The organism is Fluviicola sp., from assembly GCF_029266855.1.
Classification (GTDB): Bacteria; Bacteroidota; Bacteroidia; order Flavobacteriales_D; family Crocinitomicaceae; genus Fluviicola.
The window spans coordinates 14,666-34,853 of record NZ_JAQSWB010000008.1 but is presented as its reverse complement, the minus strand read 5'-3'; the positions used below and the strand labels follow the sequence as shown (position 1 = coordinate 34,853).

The window sequence follows — 20,188 nt, the reverse complement described above, 5'->3', positions numbered from 1 at the left end:
CGTTTTTTATCTGGTCTATCTATTATTTGATAGTATCTTTAACCTTATTTTATTGTTTTTTTCATCATGTATAAATTTTATCTATCGATATTATTGGTTTTCAGTGTTTTTTACTCGATATCCCAGGATAAGTTTACTTCAGAATTAACGATTGTGGATGATTCCGTTTGCATACTTAAAATTGATCATGAGCCTCGATATGAAGATACATACAAAACAGGATTTTATAAGATCAAAGCAGATACATTCTATTTTTCCGATATTTCTGCAGGATTTCATTACATAACCAAGTTGGAATTTACACGATCAGAAAACTTGCACGATGACTCATTGGAAATTGAATTATTTATAGCAGCTCCTACTGGTTCGGGATGGACTCATCTGGATAGCTTGAAATTCATTGTTAACGGATTGAAATATCCAACCCGGATAATAACTCCTTCCAGAGAGGATAATAATAAACGTTCTCATTTTATTAAAGTTAAAAGGCCTCTTTCCAAACAAATAGTACTCAGCGCATATGCACAGGATTCATCTCTTATGATTTATAAACCAATGTATTTTCTAAATGATCTTTGTCTGCATAATAGTTACATCAACAACTTATATATAAAAATGGTTACTTTTCTGAATACTGAAGGTGCTGAAATCCCACTATCAAAATTACTTCCTGAAACAGTGATTGTTAACTCCAAAGTTTACAAAGTAAGACCAGGAAAGTAGGGAATATTCAAAATCTGCACCCATTTTAACTTTGGGTTCAGACTTGCTTAATCATCTTTGGATCGTTTCTATTATCCCAAAACAAAAGTAACTCAACTCTTTTTTTTCTTTAATGCGAAGACAAAGTGCTATGTGGAAGGGGTAGCGCTGTTTTAGATGTATTTTGACAACCGAACAAATCACTCTCAAAATTTACGAATAGATATCTGTTTATTTTGCCCAGGGGGTGTTTTGTGTTTTGCCATTTGGCAAACTGCCAAATTTGCGAATTTGCGTGAGATGTGAAGAAACGATCTCTAAGCCACAATTCCCATTCGTAATTCGGCATTCGTAATCCGTAATTAACTAACTTTGCTAGATTAAAACAAAAGCTCATGTCTGTGCACAAAAATGTAAAACGCGTTACAACAAACGTTTTACAAGAAATGAAAAATTCCGGAGCGAAAATCTCCATGCTTACCGGTTATGATTTTTCCATGGCAAGAATCATTGATACTGCCGGGATTGATATCATTTTAGTAGGCGATTCCGCTTCCAATGTCATGGCCGGACATGAAACCACTCTTCCGATTACCCTGGATCAGATGATTTACCACGCCGGATCCGTAGTTCGTGCAGTCGAAAGAGCTTTGGTTGTAGTGGATATGCCATTCGGTTCCTACCAGGGAAATTCCAAAGAAGCATTGTCAAATGCCATCCGTATTATGAAAGAATCAGGTGGACACGGTGTGAAACTGGAAGGAGGAATTGAAATCATTGAATCGATTAAGCGTATTTTGACAGCCGGAATTCCTGTTATGGGACATTTAGGCCTGACTCCGCAATCCATTTATAAATTTGGTACCTACGTAGTTCGTGCAAAAGAAGAAGCAGAGGCACAGCGCCTGGTGGAAGATGCGAAAGCCTTGGAAGAAGCCGGATGTTTTGCAATTGTTTTGGAAAAGATTCCTGCGGCACTGGCAGAACAGGTAGCAAAATCTGTTTCTATTCCCATTATTGGAATCGGGGCAGGAAATGGGGTAGACGGCCAGGTATTGGTTGTTCACGACATGCTTGGAATTAACAATGAGTTCTCTCCGCGCTTCCTGCGTAAGTATGCAAACCTGTATGATGTCATGCTGGAAGCATTTCAAAACTATATCAAGGACGTAAGAAGCGGAGATTTTCCGAACCAAAACGAACAATACTGATTCATGGAACAAATCCGTCCGGAAGATGTTTTGTATGAAGACAACCACCTGATTGTGGTCAATAAACACGCAGGCGAAAATGTGCAGGGAGATATTTCCGGTGATTTTCCCCTGGTAGAAAAAGTACGCGAATACATCCGTCATAAATTTGAAAAGCCTGGGAACGTTTTTTGTGGCTTGATCCATCGTTTGGACCGACCGGTTTCGGGCGGAATTGTTTTTGCCCGTACAAGTAAGGCCCTGACCCGTATGAATAAACTTTTTGCAGAAAAACATCCGCGGAAAATCTATTGGGCAGTGGTGGAAAAAGCACCGAAGGAAAAATCGGGTTCGCTGATCCATCATTTGGAACGGAACGAAAAGCAAAACAAGACTTACGCTTACAGCGAAGCACGTAAAAATTCGAAAGAAGCAAGATTGAAATACCGCTTATTACTGAGTTCCGACAATTATACCTTACTGGAAGTGGAATTGGAAACCGGTAGACATCACCAGATCCGGGCGCAATTGTCTGCCATCGGCTGTATCATTAAAGGCGATCTGAAATACGGTGCCAAACGCTCCAATCCGGATGGTTCCATTTATTTGCATTCGAGAGAATTGGAATTTGAACATCCGACATCCAAAGAACCGGTGAAAGTAACGGCGCCAGTGCCTGATGATAAGTTGTGGCAATGGTTTGAAACGGAAATGAGAACCGGAAAAACAAAAGGGAAATAACCGATCAGTAAAACGTAAAAAGAATCTTAACTTAGAAAAAACTGTGTTTGTTATATGAAATTAGTACCAATCTTTCTACTCTTTACAACGCTTATTTTTGCTCAAACAAGACCTTACTATTATCCGGTACAGACTTCTTTGAGAGATCACCACATCACGGCGATCGAACAGGATGCATTTGGGCGTTTGATACTTGGTACAGATAAAGGTGTTTTCAGCTTCAACGGATTTCAGTCGAAGCAAATTGCTTCATCAAAATTATACTCCAAAGATATCATCCAGCTGCTGAAACTGAAAAATAAATTCTTTGGTTTGAACAAAACCGGGCAGTTATTTGAAATAAAAGGGGAGGAGGTCGTTTTGATCACTTTGCCGGCTCTTAAAAGTCAGATCCTGCGCCTGGAAAAGAATCAGGAGGGAAACTTGCAGATCCTTTGTCCGGATGCCGTTTATGTGTACAAAGTAAATCCGATTTCATTGCTTTCCAAGACCAATATTCCATTTTACGAGAAAGGAAGATCGGAATTAATTGATTACAGTGAAAACGATAAGGGACGCTTTGCTTTAATGTCAAATAATGAATTAGTCGATATCAATGACCAGGCTTCGAGAACCCTTCCGGGAATGACGGGAAGGTGGCTGATGGGAGAAAAAAACAAATTGATCCTATTTCCTGCAAGACCGAATTCCAATATTTCACTCCAATATTCCAACAAACGATTCAAAAACTTAAACAAACTAGTGGGGGCTTTTAACCATTCCATTCAAAAGGTGGTGCGGATTGATGAAAAAATATACCTCCTTTCCGAAACGGGAATGATTGTTCTGAAAGCCGGGGATATGCGCGTGAAGTCAATTATCGTGGGATTACACGTGACTGCTGTTTTCAAGGATCGGAACGGAAATATTTGGCTTGGTACCAAATCAAAGGGATTGTATTGTATACCTGCAGGTTCATACAAATTACTGAATTCAGTCGAATTCAACTCTTTGGATCTGATCAAGGGTGAAATCATTGCGAGAACCAATGCTGCGGAACTCATCGTTTTAAATAAGTTTGGCAGGAAAGTAAGGAATGCTGTTCAAAAGAATGAGCTTAAGCCGCAGAATCTGATAGTTAATAAGGTTGTAATGCCTGTTTTTTTGGCGGATGAATTCCTGAAAAAAATAGTTCCCCTGAATACCGGGAATTACCTGCTTGTAACCTCAAAAGGATTATTCACCCTGGATGCAAAAAACAGCAAGGAATTACGTGAAAAGCTGGTAAAAGGATCTGCCCGGAAAGTAATCCTGGAAAGTCCGGTAAAACTTTTCGAACAAGCTGATACCACTGAGGTCTTATTTTCAAACCTGGACGGATTGTTTACATTGGACCTCAATACATTGGAATACCATTCTATTCGTTATTTTAACGAGAATATTGATCCTTCACAGATCTTGTTTCACAAACATAAATGGTATGTTCTCAGTTCTGCAAATAAGATTTTTACGATCAGGAACGGGAAAGTAATCCACGAAGTAAACTTTCGTGAGAATGGCAGTAACCTCTTGGTTTCGAAGTTGAAAATTTACAATGACCAGTTTTACATTCTTTCGGACAAAACCCTCTATCGCACCAAAAAATTGAATGGAAACCTGGAACGGCTGGAAGAACTTTCCGGGTTAAATGATTTGTTTCTCCGGGATTTTGTAGTGCTGGATAATAAGGTTTACGTTGCAACACAGTTCGGCCTTTTCGAATTTAAATGGGAAAAGGTGAAAACGGATTTCCCGACCTTTATTTTAGGAAAACCAAGCGGAGATCATCAGAAAGAGAACTCGAACAAATTTGAAGCAGAAAATACGGAAGTAAATATCCCCTACGAATTGGTTGAATTAATGGGGAATCACCCGTATGAATTGCAGTACCGGCTTATTAGGAACGATGAAAAAGACCAGATCCATTGGTCAAACACTTCGTTGGGCTTAACAAAATTGACGTTTGAGCATTTGAATTCCGGATCTTATAGCCTGGAACTAAGACTTTTTGATCCCGGAACAGGACGCTTTTCAGAACCGGTGAATACAACTTTTAAAATAAAAGCTTCCTGGTATGAAGATACCTTGGTTTGGTTCATTGCCGGTATATTTGTGGGGTTCTTCGGACTGCTCTATATCAAGCGGAGAAAGCGACTCAAAAAAATGGAACTCAAGTAATAAAAAAAAACAATTGGATGAAACGACTGCTGCTACTTACTTTACTCCTGAACCTTTCTTCTTTTAAGGGGTATTCTCAATGCGATACCAATGCCATAAACCTGCGCAACGATAAGGTGCTGGATCTGTGCTATGAAGATCCGAAGGCGGCCATTAGTGAATGCAAAAAAATAGCGGTTCAGGCGAACGAGTGTGAATTTTACATCGGTGAACTCAGGGCCTACATCCGGATAGGAATTGCATATGATGTGCTCTCGCAAACAGAACTCTCCATTGCCAATTACCAAAAAGCACTTGCCATTGCAAAACGGATCGATTATTTCAAAGGAGTTGCTTCCTGCCAGAACAACCTGGGACTGATCTATTGGCATAAAAACGATTTAAAACGGGCAATTCAATCATTCCATAAAGCGAAATTGTACTTTGAGAAAATGGACGACTACGTAAGTGTGGGGGCAACCCAGAATAATTTAGGTTTGCTCTATCAGGAGTTGAATTTAGCGCAGACGTCTTTGTTTTGGTACCGGAAGAGCATTGCATCCTATCATCGTGGGAAAGATAAAGCACAGGTTTTTGATGCTTATTCGAATATGGCTACGGCTTTCAATATGTTGGAAAAAAGAGATTCCAGCATGTACTACTCCGAATTGGCAATTAGTGGATACCGGAAAACATCCAATAAATATGGTTTGGGGATCATTTTGTGTAATAAGGCCATGATCTTGGCTGATCTTAAAAGATACAAGGAGTCTGAGGAAGCATACAGCGAAGGCGCACGCCTAGCCAAAGAAATTGGTAACGAATACCTGTATCTGAGTACTCTGCTTAATTGGGCAAGAGTTTATAAGGATCAGGGAAATCAGGTCCAGGAAGAGAAATTGCTGCTGGAAATCTTACCCCTCGCAGAAAAACTTCAGGCAAACGAACAATTGTATAAAATTTCCAAAGCACTCGGTTTGATTTATCTGGATCGGAAAGAAAATAAAAAAGCACAGGATTTCTGGACAAAATATGAAATCTATCATGGAAAATATTACAGAGAACTCCGGGATCAAACGATCGCGAGAACAAATGCTATTTACGATATAAAATCAGAAAAACAACGCTCGGAACTTTACCGGAAAAAGAAGGATGCGGAATTGCGCGAACAGCAATTGAGCCGGAAATTGGAAAATACTTATTGGATCGTTCTGGTCGCTTTTTTGTTTTTGACCGTGATCACTTTGATCTTTTATTTCGTAAGACGCGCATTGAAAAAAGAATTGATCACACAGCAACAGGTGTTTCAGGCAACGAATGAAGAACGCAAACGGATTTCTTATGATCTGCACGATTTGGTTGGATCGCAGCTGAGTTTCGTAGTAAATAATCTGGAATTACTTTCTCACAATGAAAAAGAAAATGAACGCATTAATCGCACTTTTTTAATGAGCCAGGAGGCAATGAGTTCACTTCGTGATACGGTTTGGGCACTGCACTCGGAAAACATGTCCTCGAAGGTTTTAGTGAGCCGGATGAAGAACGTGGCAAAAAAATGGCTGGAAGACAATTCCATAAAAGTTAAATTTAACCTTCAAATGGAAAATAGCGAGTCACTGAATACCGGATTGGATCCTGGGGTTTCTCTGCATGTTATGCGTATTTTTCAGGAAGGAATCAGTAACATTTACAAGCATTCGAAAGCTGAGAAGGTAGAAATAACTTTGAAAGAGGCTGGCGACTACCTGGAATTGTACGTTGAAGATTTTGGTGTTGGCTTCGATCCGGAGGTAAAACCCGAATTTCACTATGGCTTAAAAAGTATTGAGCAGCGTGCCGAAAAAATCAATGCGGTTTACTCTATCCGGAAAAGTGCTGATCATACCGGGATGATCTTGTTCCTGAAATGGAAGAAAAATAGCACAATTGCGTAATTGGAATTGGTTGAATAAATTCTCACATTTGTCTGTATGGGAATCTGTCCAATAGGAATTGTCGATGACAAAATGTACAATGTACAAATCTTAACCGAAAAGCTTGAAGCGAAACCGGGAGTAAAAATTACGATGTCTGCGTTTAACGGGCAGGCCTTCCTTTATGTGCTTCCAAATCTGACACCGCTCCCGGAGATTATTTTCATGGACATTGATATGCCACTGATGGATGGGATTGAAGCAGTGAAACAAGCCAAGATCCTGTTCCCGCAGATCCATTTCATCATGATCACGGTATTTGATGATGAGGAACGTATTTTTGCTGCAATCCAGGCAGGGGCCAGTGGCTATTTGTTAAAGGACGAATCGATTGCAAATCTTCATCTGGCAATCGACAATGTACTTGAATTTGGAGCGGCTCCCTTAGCCCCCGCAATCGCAAAAAAAGCATATAATTTCATTCAGAATCAAAACAAAGAAGCTTCCGCAGCGGAAACAACACCGCTAAGCTCACGTGAAATGGATATTCTCAATTGCCTGGCACAGGGTAAAAGCTATACGATTATTGCAGATGAATTATTCATTAGCCCGCATACAGTGCGCAAACACATGACCAATATCTACGAAAAACTTCATGTAAACTCAAAAGTCGAAGCTGTTCGCCTGGCCATGCAGAAGAAATGGGTTTAGAGGAATAATTAATTAACAATGTCGTAATTATCAAGTGGACTCATTTTCTTTCGAAATTCCTCTTGATAATTAATAATTAGGTCATTGATAATTTACTCAGAATCCGCTAAACTCCTTCGGGCACTGGTATCTTCTCCGTGCATTTTTGCTGTTCACATTCTTGGAAAACAACACCTTGTTCGGAATCTCAAATAAGAGGGAAAGTTCATGACTTCCATAACTGCTGGTCTTCAAACGGGAAATTGTCATGTCAAAATTATAAGTCACACGCCAGATACTTTCGTATTTCGTTCGCATATTCAATCCAAGTGTGAAAATAAACGAATCATATTGCTTGAAGCTCAACGCAGCGGTTCTGTTTCTGAACCAAATCCCGATAATGAAGGGTTGATTGATAAAATTACTACCGATACTGAAAGTCCTGAATTCATTCTGCATTTCGAAAACGGCTCCCGGGGAAACCACGAATTCATGGAACAATAAGTTGGATGAGGCATGAAAGACTAATTTAAACGGTAATTTGTCTCCATCTGCCAGGAAAGCATCTTTTGGTTGCGACAAATGATGGATTGCACCGCCAAGGGTGGCGTTGAATCGTTTAAACGAACTGCTTTGTTTACGGGTAGAGCCATTGAATCGGGCTACTAGCCCGGCACTGAAATCAGCATAAGAAACGCTGTTGTATCCCGGTCGGTTGAAATTACTCTCCTTGATTTTTCCCATCGTCTCATCCAACTGGTCGGAGAAAGTCAATTTCGACCAGTCAATATTTTTCGTCACAAATCCACCGCTTACTCCGGCCTGCAGAATAAAGTTCTTGGTATCGACGGGTCTGTATGAGTAGTTGATATAACCTCCGGCAGTTCTTAGAAGTGCTTCGCCACCTACATCGGAATAGGCCATAATTCCAAGTCCCATCTTGTACATCGTCTGTGCTTCGGCTGAGAAGGAAAAGGTGTTAAATCTCCCTGGGATCGGTCCCCATAAGGAACGCGCATTCAAACGAATGGCAATTCCGTTATTCACGGCAGTCATGGAAGGATTGTAATAAATGGGGTTATTGTAAAACTGGGAAAAGTTGGGGTCTTGCGAGTAAGTATTTCCCACAGCAGCAATAAATGATATGAATAAAAGTAGCGCTCTCATAACTTATCGTATTACGGTTACTGTTCCGGACCGTTTGATCCTTCCTTTCGGGTACTCTTTTCCTTCCCAGACATCTGCATTTTCGAAAGTTGCACTTGCTTTCCATACATATGCGTCCTGTTGAACGGGCTCACCGCGGTATGTTCCGTCCCAATGCTCCGTCGGTCTTCCGTCGGCATCCAATGCCGTAGTGGACCAGATCAGATTTCCCCAGTCATCATAGATCAATAACTCGAATTCCTTTAAACCGACACCTTTCGGAATGAAATTCGCCACCTCGAAATCGGTGTGTCCCGGACTCATTGCATTTGGAATATATAAACCGTAAAAGAAGTCTACCGTAATGGTTTTTACAAGGGTGTCGACACAGCCGTAGATCGTTGTGGCAATAAGTGTAACCTGGAACTCACCATCCTGCTCGTACCGTTCTGTCGGATGTTCTTCGGAAGAGAAACTTCCGTTTCCAAGATCCCAGGAATAATAATCTGCTAAACTGCTCAGGTTCGTAAATGCTACAATCCCGCTCAATGGTTCGGTACCTTCAATGTTGGCATAACTGAAATCAGCTGTTGGCTGAGGCAATACGGTAATTGTGCCATTGGAAGCAAGGGTGTCATTGCATCCGCCGTTTCCATATGCTATGACTACAAGGTTGTATGTACCGCTTGCATTGTAACTGTAAGTTATAGTGTTTCCTGTAAGAACCGTTCCGTTACCCATCGACCAGGAAATGGAATTGGCAAATTGCGAATTAACCTGGATCTGTAGTTCTTCTCCCACACAAATGGAGTCCGTTGGTAAAACAAAAGAGGCACTTGCCATTTGGTAGGAGGAAATTGTTTTTTGGATACTGTCCACACAACCGTGAATGGTAGTTCCGACAAGGGAAACGGTATAATCTCCGGCTTGCTGGTAAGTAGTACTTGGATTAGTGAGTACGGAAGAAAGCCCGTTACCGAAACTCCAGGTATAACCCACTGCGTTGCTGCTGTTGTTTGTAAAGTTCACAACTGTTGGCTGCACACACGGATCGACGACCGTAAACGTGAAATCAACGACCGGTAAGGGATATACAGTGACCACTTGAAAAGAAGTGTCTGCACAGCCGATATTGTCCAGAACAATCAATTGTACGGCATAAGAACCCGGGGTAGTAAATGTATGATTTGGACTGTTCTGAATAGAAGAGTTTCCGTCACCGAAATCCCACACCTGGTTTGTAATGCCAACGCTGTTATTCGTCATTTGAACTGTCAGATCCACGCAGCCGTTATTCGGACCGAGAGTAAATTGGGAGTTAGGCGCAGGATTTGCCTGAATGGTTTTTGTTATTTGGGTCGTACAGCCATAAGTTTGACTGATCCCGGATAAAGTGACGGTGTATGATCCTGCACTGGAATAACTGTGGCTGGGATTCGTCAATGTAGAAGTCGTTCCGTCACCGAAATCCCAGTTTATGGAAGCAATTCCGCTGCTCAGGTTGGTAAATGTGAAGCCCTGGTTCACGCAAACAGAATCCAGGGAAGTAAAATCAATTTGCGGCAATGGATGAACAGTAACAATGGTTGTGGCAGTATCAAATCCACAGCCGGCCGCAAAAAGCGAAACGACATAGGTTCCTGCACTTGTAAATGTGTGGGATGGATTATAAGCGCTTGAAATGTTGCCATCTCCAAAATCCCAGGAAGAAAAGCTGGCTCCCTGCGAAAACTGACTCAGGTTGATCGTATGGGGAACACAACCGGAAGGATTGTCAATATTGAAAAATGCATTTACCTGCGGTGGGAGTACAGTTACCTGGTGTTGGATGGTATCTGATCCGCATTCGTTGATTACAACAAGTTGGATGGTATAAGTTGTGTCTTCTGTGCCGGTATAAAAAGTATGTTGAAGCGTCGCTCCGGATGTATCAGAGGTCGTTCCGTCTCCAAAATTCCATTCATAGACGTCGGGCATTCCATAACTGTTATTCACCATGTCCAGGACAAGCGGCGTACAGCCTATATTGCTTAATGTTCCGAAAACAGCAGTAGGTGATGGCATCACCGTAATTTGTTCGGAATGGCTGCTTGTACCGCAAAAATTTGTTAGGTTCAGGGTAATGGTATAGGAGGTGTCAGTTACATTGCTTGCCTGGTAAGTCTGTGAAACAGGAACCGGGTTGGTACTTGTTTGACCGTTACCGTAGTTCCAGTTATAACTTAAGCTTTGTCCCGAAGACTGGTCTGTGAAAGTAACTGTCATTGGTCCGCAAGCGGAGTCGGGTAGTAAGGTGAAATCTGCCACCGGAGGAGTCCGAACCTCGATTTGCTGGGTAATGGAATCCAGGCATCCGAAGGAAGTACTTACATGCAATTCGATATCATAAAAACCGGCAGTACTGTAAGCATGTCCCGGGCTGACAGCGGAAATAAGTGTCCCGTCACCGAAATCCCAATTGCTCTGGTTTGCAAGTGTACTGGTATTTGTAAAAGCTTCGTTAGTGCCGATACAGGTGATCGGATTGTAAGTGAAATTTGCAGTAGGCATTGGATGAACCATTGCCAATAATGTGTCGCGGTTAATACATCCGGTCACAGGATTGGTAAATGTATAAATGATCGTGTGTGTTCCTACTGGCGCTATTCCGGGATCAAATGTTCCCAAAGCTGCATCGGTAATTCCATTTCCGCTCCAGACACCATTCGCCGGACTTCCTGAAAATGTAACCGGGGCATCACTCGGACAAAAATCTTCATTTGCCCCAACGCTTACAATTGGCAGTGGGTGAACAGTAAATAGCATGGTGTCCCGGGTCAGACAGTTTCCTGAACCGTTTGAAATAACTAATGGGAAAGTTCCTGCAATGCTTGGATTGAATAATCCGCTTGAATTGACAAAACTTCCGGTCCAGGTTCCGCTTGCAGGGCTTCCGCTTAGTTGAATATTAGGAGCATCGATACATGCTTCCAGGTCGGGTCCTGCATTTGCTATTGCCGGATTAACAACCGTTACAATCCGCGTATCTGAATTGGTGCAGCTATTTCCGTTGGTGAATGTATAGACCAGGTTAAAAGTTCCTGTAACGGCGGGAGTAAAAGTACCGGTAGGTGTAATTCCTGTGCCGCTCCAGCTACCTCCCGGAGGAGTTGCAGTAAACTGGACAGGAAACGGCTGATTACACAAAGTAGTGTCATTTCCTGCATTCACGACCGGTAAGGGATTTACCGTAATGATAAGAATGTCTGAAGCTGTACACCCGTTTGCATCTGTAAAGGAATAAGTAAGTGTTTTGTTTCCTGTTCCTGCCACGGAAGGAGTGAATTCTCCTGTCGGATTCGTTATTCCGGTTCCGGACCAGGTTCCTCCCGGAGGTGTTCCGCTGATAGTTTGAACTCCGGCATCAATACAAATAGCGAAATCCGTTCCGGCATTGACAAGGGGTAGTGGATTTACCAATGCAACCAAGGTATCGCGCAACAAACAGGCTCCTGATCCCAAAGTATAAACCAAATTGAAACTTCCGGCAACTGTGGGGTTGAAGATTCCACCGGATGTTGTGAATGAACCTGTCCAGGTTCCACCCGCAGGAGTAGCACCCAAAGTGACATTAGGAGCATCGATACATACATCGAAATCCGGTCCTGCATCCGGTTGTGTCGGACTTATAATCGTTACGGTCCGTGTATCACTGGCTGTACAGCCGTTCGCATTGGTGAAAGTGTAAGTTAAGGTAAATACTCCTGTTCCGTTTGGTGTAAATTGTCCTGTTGAGCTCACGTTTAAACCGGTCCATGTTCCGCCTGTCGGAGAAAAACTTAATTGAAACGGATTGGGCTGATCACATGCCGTAGTATCCGGTCCCGCATTTACAAGCGGTAAGGGATTTACAGTTATAACAAGATTGTCGGATGCCGTACAGCCATTTCCGTTTGTAAAAGAATAAGTAAGTGTTTTATTTCCTGCTCCTGCAACGGAAGGAGTAAATTCTCCCGTCGGGTTTGTAATTCCCGTTCCACTCCAGGTTCCGCCCGAAGGTGTTCCGTTGAGTGTCTGAATTCCGGCATCGATACATAAGGCAAAGTTCGTTCCCGCGTCGACAATCGGTAATGGATTCACCGTCATGAGCATCGTGTCTCTTGATAAACAGGTCCCGGTTCCGAAAGTGTAAACCAATGAGTGGGTTCCGACCGTATTGGGTGTAAATACTCCTGCTGCGGTAATGTTCGTTCCTGTCCACGCTCCCCCGCTTGGAGTACCGCTTAGAACGATCGCTGGGGAACCGAAACAAGTAGTCGAATCCGGGCCTGCAGATGCAGCTGTTGGATCAACAACTGTTACTATGAGTGTGTCTGTATTAGTACAACCATTTCCATTGGTAAATGAATAAACCAAAGGGAAGGTCCCGGTACCGTTCGGTGTGAAAATCCCACCCGGAGTAACATGCATTCCGGTCCAGCTTCCTCCTGTCGGACTTGGACTTAGTGTAAATGGAATTGCTTGATTACATAGCGTGACATTTGGACCGGCATTAACAACAGGCAAGGGATTTACCGTTATAACTGCTGTGGTAGAACCGGAACATGCTCCGTCAGATCCTGTAATGGTATATGTTTGAGTAGCTGTTGGATTTGCTGTTACGGTAGCTGTATTAGTTGCCGACAATCCTGTGGCCGGACTCCAGGTATAAGTGCTTGCTCCGGAAGCCGTTAAGGAAACAGACTGACCGTTGCAGATAGTTGCATTTGGTGGGGTGACGGTGATAACGGGAATAGGGTTTACGACTAATGTTACGGACGAACTGGGGCCTGTACAGCCTGCCATTGTTCCGAATAAAGTATACGTTCCTGCTTGGGCCGCTGTGACATTCGTTAAATTGAAGTTTTGTTGGTTACTTGTGAATGAATTAGGACCAGACCAGGAATAAGTGGTGGAAGGAGATGCATCGGAAGTGAAGTTGGCTGTACTGCCTGCACATACCGGACTGTTTACCTGCGGATTAAGCACCGGAGGTATAGGTCTGATAACTACTGAAGTGTTTGCGGTCGTCGTTCCGCAGGCGTTGGTTACGGCCAGTGAAATAGGAAAAGTTCCGGCTGCAGGATACGTAATCGAACCCGGAATAAGAGTTGTTGCATTTGCAGGGGTAGCTCCTGTAAATGTCCATGCATAAATGTCGGATGGCTCAAGGCAATCATTGACAACTGCCGCAGGGCTCACACTTAATCCTGCACACACACTTGGCACTGCATTGATGCTTACCTGGGGTGGTGCCTGGGCAACAACGGCCTGGTTTGCTATAAAGGAACCGCATGAATTGGTAAGTGTTAAACGAATGGTATAATTTCCCGGTTGGGTAAACTGGATTTGTGGATTTACGGATGAAGCGTTTGTTCCTCCGGTAAATGAAAATGCTCCGGACGAAGGCAGGCAGGGACTTCCGTTGAAAAGAACAGTCCAGACTCTGGTCACATTACAGGTGTTTGCCAGGTTCGAAGCATCGCTTACCTGCGCTATAAATGGAATACAAGCCGATGTTGGAATGACGGTAAACGAAGGTGTCGGCGGATTCTCGATGCAAACTGTCCGGGTAATCACATTTGAACTGCAATTGTTTGTGGCCGTGAGTGTAACGGTATACGTTCCCGGGGCAGAATAAACATGTGTCGGATTGGTCGCGGTAGCAGTGGTCAGCGTTTGACCGTCTCCGAAATTCCATTGAAAGAGGGTGCTGGAGCTGCAGGCACTGTTAAATCCACTCTGGCTGCTATTTAAAAACAGGACGGGAGATCCCACGCAATTATTAGGCGCTGCAACGTTGAAATTTGCTACGGGCCCGGTATAAACCCGAATTGGTGAAATGGAAGCCTCACTGCTGTCGCATAAGTTGATGGCTTTGATCCTGAACACAAACTGATTTCCGGCTTGCCCGCAGGATGAAGTAGTATAAGTGTGGCAGACAGTTGCAGGAGGTGGATGCGGCAAAGTATCAGTAGGTGAACCGTCTCCGTAATTAACAACATAAAAAGTGGTGTTGTGATTGGAAGAATAATTATTAAGGGGAAAGCAAAGTGTGATTGGCCCGCACCCCGTTGTCGCTCCTGGGTTGGCTGCTCCGATCGCGGGATTAGTAATGTTGGCAATATTATAAGCAATTGATTGAACACAGCCATTATTACCTGTTACTGTATAATTCAATGTGAAAATTTCGGCCGTAGTATAGTTATGTGAAACTCCGGCACCGGGAAAGCTGTTTGAATTGAAGTCAGGGGAACCATCGCCCCATTGAATGGTATAATTGGAGATCTGTGTCGTAGAGGAAGCATCGAAAACGGTCATTGCGAAGTTGGAGCCGTCACAATTCCGCATTCCGGCAACCGGGTCAATCAACGCCGGATTTGGAAGTGCATTGACTGTTACTGTTTGACTGATACTTGCCGTACATCCGCTTGAGTTGGTAACCGTCAGTGTAACATTATACGTTTGTGTCCCTGATCCTACGGCATTGTATTGATGAACCGGGTTAATAAGATTGCTGGTGTTTTGTGCACCGGAACCGGGATCTCCGAAATTCCAGGAGTAAGTGAGCCCGCTTCCCGATGAGGTATTTGTGAATTGGATAGGAATATTGGAACAATTGTTATTTCCTGTAATGTTAAAAGCGGCGGTGGGCGGAGAGGCAACTGTAATACTTACCGTATTGTCATCCGTACATCCTGAAGTAGAACTGACCGTGAGTGTGTATGTTTGACTTGTACCTGCTGTAAATATAGGATTGGGGCAAGTAGTGCATGAAAGCCCGGTCGCAGGTGCCCAGGAGTAGGATAGGGTTCCGGGACCACTTCCCGCCGGAGTTCCTCCTAATTGAATCGAAGCACCGATACAAACCGTTGAATCAGGCCCGGCATTTGCATTACATTGAGCATACAACACCGGGTTGAGCAAAAAATAAGCGGTAATAAGAAGGAGAAAACACTTCATTTTTATTCTTGTAGCTGATATGCAAAGGATTAAAATATATCTCAAACCTGCAATACCTCAATTGTAGTAATAGGATTTGTCTTTCAAATCATTGGAGGGCTAATTTATGGAATAAAAAGTGAAAAAGAAAGCTTTGGTCAGGAACCCCCAAAAAAAGGTCCCGGTCCCGTTTGTACGGGGCCGGGACCTCTTCAGTATTTATATGACTGTAACTTAGTTAATAGTCAGTTTTTTTGTTGTTTTGCTTCCGTTCGAAATTACAACTACATTGTAAACTCCTGCCTGGAAATCAGATACATTCAACGTTTGAGTTGTTCCTGAATTTTGTGCTGTCAATACAGTTCTTCCAGTCATGTCAATGATCGAAATTGTTTCGTTTCCTGCCAAACCGGAGATAACTACTGATTCATTAGCCGGGTTTGGATATAAACCGAATGTAGCTTTGTTATTCTCAGAAATGCTTAAGTACTCATCCGGTGCAACACTGCTTAATACTAAATGCTGAACAGTTGGTGTTCCACCGATAGTGATTGTCAATTCAGAGTGAACAAATACAGGAAGACTTGGCGTTGATAAATCGTAGTATTCATACTGCACACGATCCATCAGGATATTACCGAAAAGTCCAGTGTTTGCACTAGCCTGATCAACCAATTTGTACCGGGTAATATTATTAAGTGTAGTCGTGGAATTCAATTTCAAAGATCCTGTTCCGTCTACCGTAGCGGTAATAGATCCGGTTGTTGGAAAACTTCCCAAAGTTGTTTCTGCAGTTCCTGCAAAAGCGTCTGTCAATGTTCCGCTTAATGCAAAAGGATAATTCATCAATAATTCCTCGTCACCGCTGAAAATTACTTCGACCATTCCTGCTAGATCACCTCCGTCAAATACAAATCCTTGTGAAGAGCGGGAGGATGTAGAAGAGGTGAAATAACTAGTCATAAATCCAGGTATATCTATCGCCTTCGTGGAACTTGGGTAACTTGCTGAATATGGAGTCGAAGAAGGATTCATAACAGAAACATCTTTTGTTGCAGAGGAAGAAATTCCAATCGTATTACTGTAATCCCAGGTTTGACCCGCACCTGTCATGGATGAATAATTTACAGCATTGGAATCAAGAACATACATCGTTGAGTACATTCCAACAGTTGGTTCATTTGTTTGCGTGAACTGACCGAAAGCAGCTCCCGTAATTAAGCTAGTAGCTAAGAGTAAATTTAATTTCATAGTTTATTTTTTTTCTAAATTACAATTTTACAAGGTTATCGATTCCATTTTTATTTGAATGGTAACGTTTGTTGCTTATTTTAATACTTTTTTAACAAAAAGGTTGGAAAATTAGTTTTCCTTGATCACAACATAATAACCAAACCGGTTCTCAGACTGAAGAAGTTTTGCAAACGATAGCGTGATAACTGGAGCTTGTGCTCTTCTTCGTAATTATTCATCCCCATATAGGACATATCAAAAATTCCTTCCGAAATGATTTCCTGGATAGGGAGATTCAGGTGAACATACCCTCCGAAATTCCATGCAATGTTTTTGGATATCGGTAAACGGTATTCCAAACCGTAAAGGAGTGTCAGGTTGAATGAAAACTCATCATCGAACTTGAAATTTTGATCACTAATTAGGGTAGTATCTTCATAATTGTAAGTATTGTAGGGATAGATGGATTTATAGGTTCCTGATTTTAATTTGGAAAGTTCAATTCCAAGACCCAAAACACTCACTAGTCCTGTTGGCATATTTGAACCTCTTGATCCGATTTCTATTCGAGGCATGATCCGAATGGTATTGTACTTTACACGGCTGTCATATCCCTGGATGGTATAATAATTCCCCCATTCATCAATAACATCCTTTCTTCCGATGTTTTGAAGAAAAATATTTCCCATGTAATAATTGAAGTCTACAGATAGTGCGATGCGTTCTTTCAAAACGATTCCTAAATTTCCATAGAAACTGTAATTGAACTGATCCGAACTGATCTGTTCCCTGTACTTCTTGTAATATGCCTGGTTTCTTAATTGTCGCTCCGTGTTACTGGCCAGTTTCAGTACGGTATTGTGGTTTATACCTGCTCCCAGTTGAAGTGTAAAACGCTTTCCGTAAAATCCGGTTGTTTGGTCCTTCTTTTTAGTACCGGATGTTCCCTTCGTTTGACCGAAAGAATTTGCAGATCCTATAGTCACTGCAAGTAAAATGAATATGATTCTTAACATGATTATTTTTTAGTTAGTTGATTTAAAAATTTCGTAGTACTTGGATCCCAATAGAATTTTAGATGGTTTTCCGCTAATCAGGTATTCGCCTGAAGAGTCTGCATGGCCGTTTTTTAAATCGACACCGATAAAATTGATGAAAGTTTTTTGGGCGTCCAGTAATTTCCCGGTAAGTAGAATGAAAGCCATTGGTGGAACATACCACGTACCCAAAACAGGTCTCGCAATTTCCATCGGGTTGCTTTTCTTGTTGTCGATGTAAAAAACAAGTGGGATCATGATCACATCGGAACTGTATTTTTTCGACATGTTTTGAAGTTCTGTATAGTCAATCGGGAAGAAATTCACTTTGGAGTAACCTTCATTTTGTCTCAAGGCTGATTTTAGATACATAAACGCGTTGATTCCTTCAATATTCAGACTGTTGGGTGCATTGTCGGTGCTTATATTATATCCGTTCGCTGCTGCTTCCTGGAGGATCAGTTCTGTCGAATTCTTCTTGATCGATTCTGATACCTTGATCGTTTTGTTGGATGATTCCGCGATTTCAATATCTGGTTCTACAAGAGCAATACTTTTCGTTTTTAAGTCGGGAATAGCAGGAATCAATTTGGATTTATTTTCCTTGGCTTCTTCTGTATTCAGGGATTTACTGTGTGCAGATTTGAATGATCTGACAAAGCTGCTGTCCGACATGATGTCTGTCATTCCATATAAGTAATAGGCTGTGGAGTCAAATACCTGGGCATCAATATTACCGTCCGCGGATCGTTTTTTCTTGATCTTGTCGTATTTGGATTCTGTCTTGCTGGTTTCGATTTTAGTCAGACTGTCTGCAGGGATTTTAGCTATCGAATCATTGTAAGTTTTGTTGCGTTGTACGGCTTGATGATAGTCGTATTTGGAGAATGATTCCAGCGAAAATTGTTTGGTGTTTGCAGCTGTTTCAACCATTCTGTCATAAATAGCCTGGATTTCCGGGTCTGAAGAATTAACTTCACGGATATCATAGATCTGGCGAAGAGCAATGGATGAAAGTTCTAATTTATCCATTTTCTTAAGCATTGCGTGCAGGGAAGCAATTTCTCCTTCTTTATGAATTTTGGATTCGAATGGTTTTGATACCGAAGCAGATTTCGTTTGTGCCAGGGCTAACCAGGTTTTAGCCTTCATGGAAGTCAAATACTGTGAATTCGGAAATTCTTTCTCTAAAATGAAAATAGAGTATAAGGCATTTGTAAGATCCAATGCCAAAATGCTGTTTCTTACTGACTCGAAACGTGCGATGGTTCTCATTTCGTTGAAGCGTTCTGCTCCCAGGATATTAGCAGTTCCTTTCCAGCCGCTTCCTTTTTCAAGTACTTCAAGAACTTGTTTTTTTCTTTTCGAAATGTTGGGGTGTGAACTCTTGCTGTCGTTATAATCTTCTTCGGCTGTAATGGCAAATGTTTCTTTCGGAAATTTAAAAGCCGGTACGTAAAATGCCTTCGAATTGAAGAAGGTTTCTGGAATCCGTACTTCATCAAAGGGAAGGTATGAATACATCAGAACATCAAACGTTGGCTCGATCAAGGCTTCTTCATATCCTGCATTTTTGTACAATTCAATAGCATCTGAATCGGCTTCAAGCTCACGCTCCTTGCTGTAAGTGCTTAGCTCGTAATAGTTCGCGTTCTTTAAAACGGTCTTTTGCTTGAAGCGCTCCAAAACGTGTTTTCTTTTGTAATGTGCAATCTCGTGGGCAAGTACATAAGCAAGCTGAGCCTCTGAACTCACTTGGGAGATCAGCCCGGTTGTCACAAATATGATTCCCTGGTCTGTAGAGAAGGCGTTTGTTTCGTTTGATTTTAAGGTGTAAAACCGCAGTTCTTTGTAGGTCTCACGGTCATCTTTTAAAAGATTCTTAGCAATATCTTTTACATAAAGAGAAAGCGGGTCGCCGAATACACATACTTCGGACTGAAGAATTCCGTCAATAGCAGAATGGATTCCGGTATAGAATCGTTTTCTTAATGAAACAGCCAGTTCGGGACGGTCTATTTTTACATCTCGATCCACTTTTTCATAAGTAGACATGCTGAAATCTTCAGGGATTGATCCGGTGGAAGCAAGTGTTTTATAATGATCGAAATCCGTTTTTACTTGTGCTGATAATCCACTGGAAAGAGTGATCGATATTAGGCAAGTTAGAATGAATGTTGTTTTAAACATAACCAGTTTTTTAGGTAAGTGTGGGCAAAAGTAATGAATCCCTTAAAATATCCGCTTATGAGAATGATATTTATGTGTTTACCCCATCCGTATTATGGAAGAAAATAGTTCCTCCCAGGAATTGGTAATCGACTCAGCCCGGTCCGAATATCTATGGTCCGCAAATTTTCTCGTCTCCAAAAGCAAAGCTTTAGTTTGGTGGTAAATCTGA

General features: G+C 42.1%; 11 protein-coding genes. 6 read left to right on the top strand and 5 right to left on the bottom strand.

The window, feature by feature from the left end; all coding sequences use genetic code 11:
* Nucleotides 1–153: 153 nt before the first annotated feature.
* The 6 genes from K0S23_RS15130 to K0S23_RS15105 all read left to right on the top strand — a co-directional run bounded on the left by K0S23_RS15130 (nt 154) and on the right by K0S23_RS15105 (nt 7,432).
* A complete protein-coding gene (locus K0S23_RS15130) occupies nt 154–723 on the top strand; it encodes a hypothetical protein (RefSeq protein WP_300359107.1) in 570 nt (189 codons plus the stop codon).
* 374 nt (nt 724–1,097) lie between these two features.
* Nucleotides 1,098–1,913 carry a 3-methyl-2-oxobutanoate hydroxymethyltransferase gene (gene panB, locus K0S23_RS15125; RefSeq protein WP_300359104.1) on the top strand — a complete coding sequence of 272 codons (816 nt, stop codon included), beginning with the start codon at nt 1,098–1,100 and terminating at the stop codon, nt 1,911–1,913.
* A 3-nt stretch (nt 1,914–1,916) separates the two neighbouring features.
* On the top strand, nt 1,917–2,633 hold the full coding sequence (locus tag K0S23_RS15120) for an RluA family pseudouridine synthase (RefSeq protein ID WP_300359102.1): 717 nt from the start codon (nt 1,917–1,919) through the stop codon (nt 2,631–2,633).
* A gap of 54 nt (nt 2,634–2,687) precedes the next feature.
* Complete coding sequence (locus K0S23_RS15115) at nt 2,688–4,829, top strand: two-component regulator propeller domain-containing protein (protein ID WP_300359100.1); 2,142 nt, start codon at nt 2,688–2,690, stop codon at nt 4,827–4,829.
* A gap of 17 nt (nt 4,830–4,846) precedes the next feature.
* Nucleotides 4,847–6,742: a tetratricopeptide repeat-containing sensor histidine kinase gene (locus K0S23_RS15110; RefSeq protein WP_300359097.1), complete on the top strand. Its 1,896-nt coding sequence runs from the start codon at nt 4,847–4,849 to the stop codon at nt 6,740–6,742.
* Nucleotides 6,743–6,778: 36 nt separating this feature from the next.
* Nucleotides 6,779–7,432 (top strand): response regulator transcription factor, encoded by a 654-nt coding sequence (locus K0S23_RS15105; protein ID WP_300359095.1) that lies wholly within the window; start codon nt 6,779–6,781, stop codon nt 7,430–7,432.
* A 96-nt stretch (nt 7,433–7,528) separates the two neighbouring features.
* Here K0S23_RS15105 and K0S23_RS15100 read toward each other — a convergent pair whose 3' ends face one another.
* The 5 genes from K0S23_RS15100 to K0S23_RS15080 all read right to left on the bottom strand — a co-directional run bounded on the left by K0S23_RS15100 (nt 7,529) and on the right by K0S23_RS15080 (nt 19,977).
* Nucleotides 7,529–8,578, bottom strand: a complete 1,050-nt coding sequence (locus K0S23_RS15100) for a PorP/SprF family type IX secretion system membrane protein (protein ID WP_300359093.1) — start codon at nt 8,576–8,578, stop codon at nt 7,529–7,531.
* 3 nt (nt 8,579–8,581) lie between these two features.
* Nucleotides 8,582–15,538 (bottom strand): PKD domain-containing protein, encoded by a 6,957-nt coding sequence (locus K0S23_RS15095; protein WP_300359090.1) that lies wholly within the window; start codon nt 15,536–15,538, stop codon nt 8,582–8,584.
* A 213-nt stretch (nt 15,539–15,751) separates the two neighbouring features.
* Nucleotides 15,752–16,768, bottom strand: coding sequence for a T9SS type A sorting domain-containing protein (locus tag K0S23_RS15090; RefSeq protein WP_300359089.1), 1,017 nt, complete (start codon nt 16,766–16,768; stop codon nt 15,752–15,754).
* Nucleotides 16,769–16,893: 125 nt separating this feature from the next.
* Nucleotides 16,894–17,766 carry a hypothetical protein gene (locus K0S23_RS15085; RefSeq protein ID WP_300359087.1) on the bottom strand — a complete coding sequence of 291 codons (873 nt, stop codon included), beginning with the start codon at nt 17,764–17,766 and terminating at the stop codon, nt 16,894–16,896.
* A gap of 9 nt (nt 17,767–17,775) precedes the next feature.
* Nucleotides 17,776–19,977 carry a M48 family metallopeptidase gene (locus K0S23_RS15080; protein ID WP_300359085.1) on the bottom strand — a complete coding sequence of 734 codons (2,202 nt, stop codon included), beginning with the start codon at nt 19,975–19,977 and terminating at the stop codon, nt 17,776–17,778.
* Between the last annotated feature and the right edge of the window lie 211 nt (nt 19,978–20,188).

What these genes read in the sequence shown, in the direction of transcription:
- panB (WP_300359104.1), top strand. Translation starts at nt 1,098, where the DNA reads ATGTCTGTGCACAAAAATGTAAAACGCGTTACAACAAACGTTTTACAA.
- K0S23_RS15120 (WP_300359102.1), top strand. Translation starts at nt 1,917, where the DNA reads ATGGAACAAATCCGTCCGGAAGATGTTTTGTATGAAGACAACCACCTG.
- K0S23_RS15115 (WP_300359100.1), top strand. Translation starts at nt 2,688, where the DNA reads ATGAAATTAGTACCAATCTTTCTACTCTTTACAACGCTTATTTTTGCT.
- K0S23_RS15110 (WP_300359097.1), top strand. Translation starts at nt 4,847, where the DNA reads ATGAAACGACTGCTGCTACTTACTTTACTCCTGAACCTTTCTTCTTTT.
- K0S23_RS15105 (WP_300359095.1), top strand. Translation starts at nt 6,779, where the DNA reads ATGGGAATCTGTCCAATAGGAATTGTCGATGACAAAATGTACAATGTA.
- K0S23_RS15100 (WP_300359093.1), bottom strand. Translation starts at nt 8,578, where the DNA reads ATGAGAGCGCTACTTTTATTCATATCATTTATTGCTGCTGTGGGAAAT.
- K0S23_RS15095 (WP_300359090.1), bottom strand. Translation starts at nt 15,538, where the DNA reads ATGAAGTGTTTTCTCCTTCTTATTACCGCTTATTTTTTGCTCAACCCG.
- K0S23_RS15090 (WP_300359089.1), bottom strand. Translation starts at nt 16,768, where the DNA reads ATGAAATTAAATTTACTCTTAGCTACTAGCTTAATTACGGGAGCTGCT.
- K0S23_RS15085 (WP_300359087.1), bottom strand. Translation starts at nt 17,766, where the DNA reads ATGTTAAGAATCATATTCATTTTACTTGCAGTGACTATAGGATCTGCA.
- K0S23_RS15080 (WP_300359085.1), bottom strand. Translation starts at nt 19,977, where the DNA reads ATGTTTAAAACAACATTCATTCTAACTTGCCTAATATCGATCACTCTT.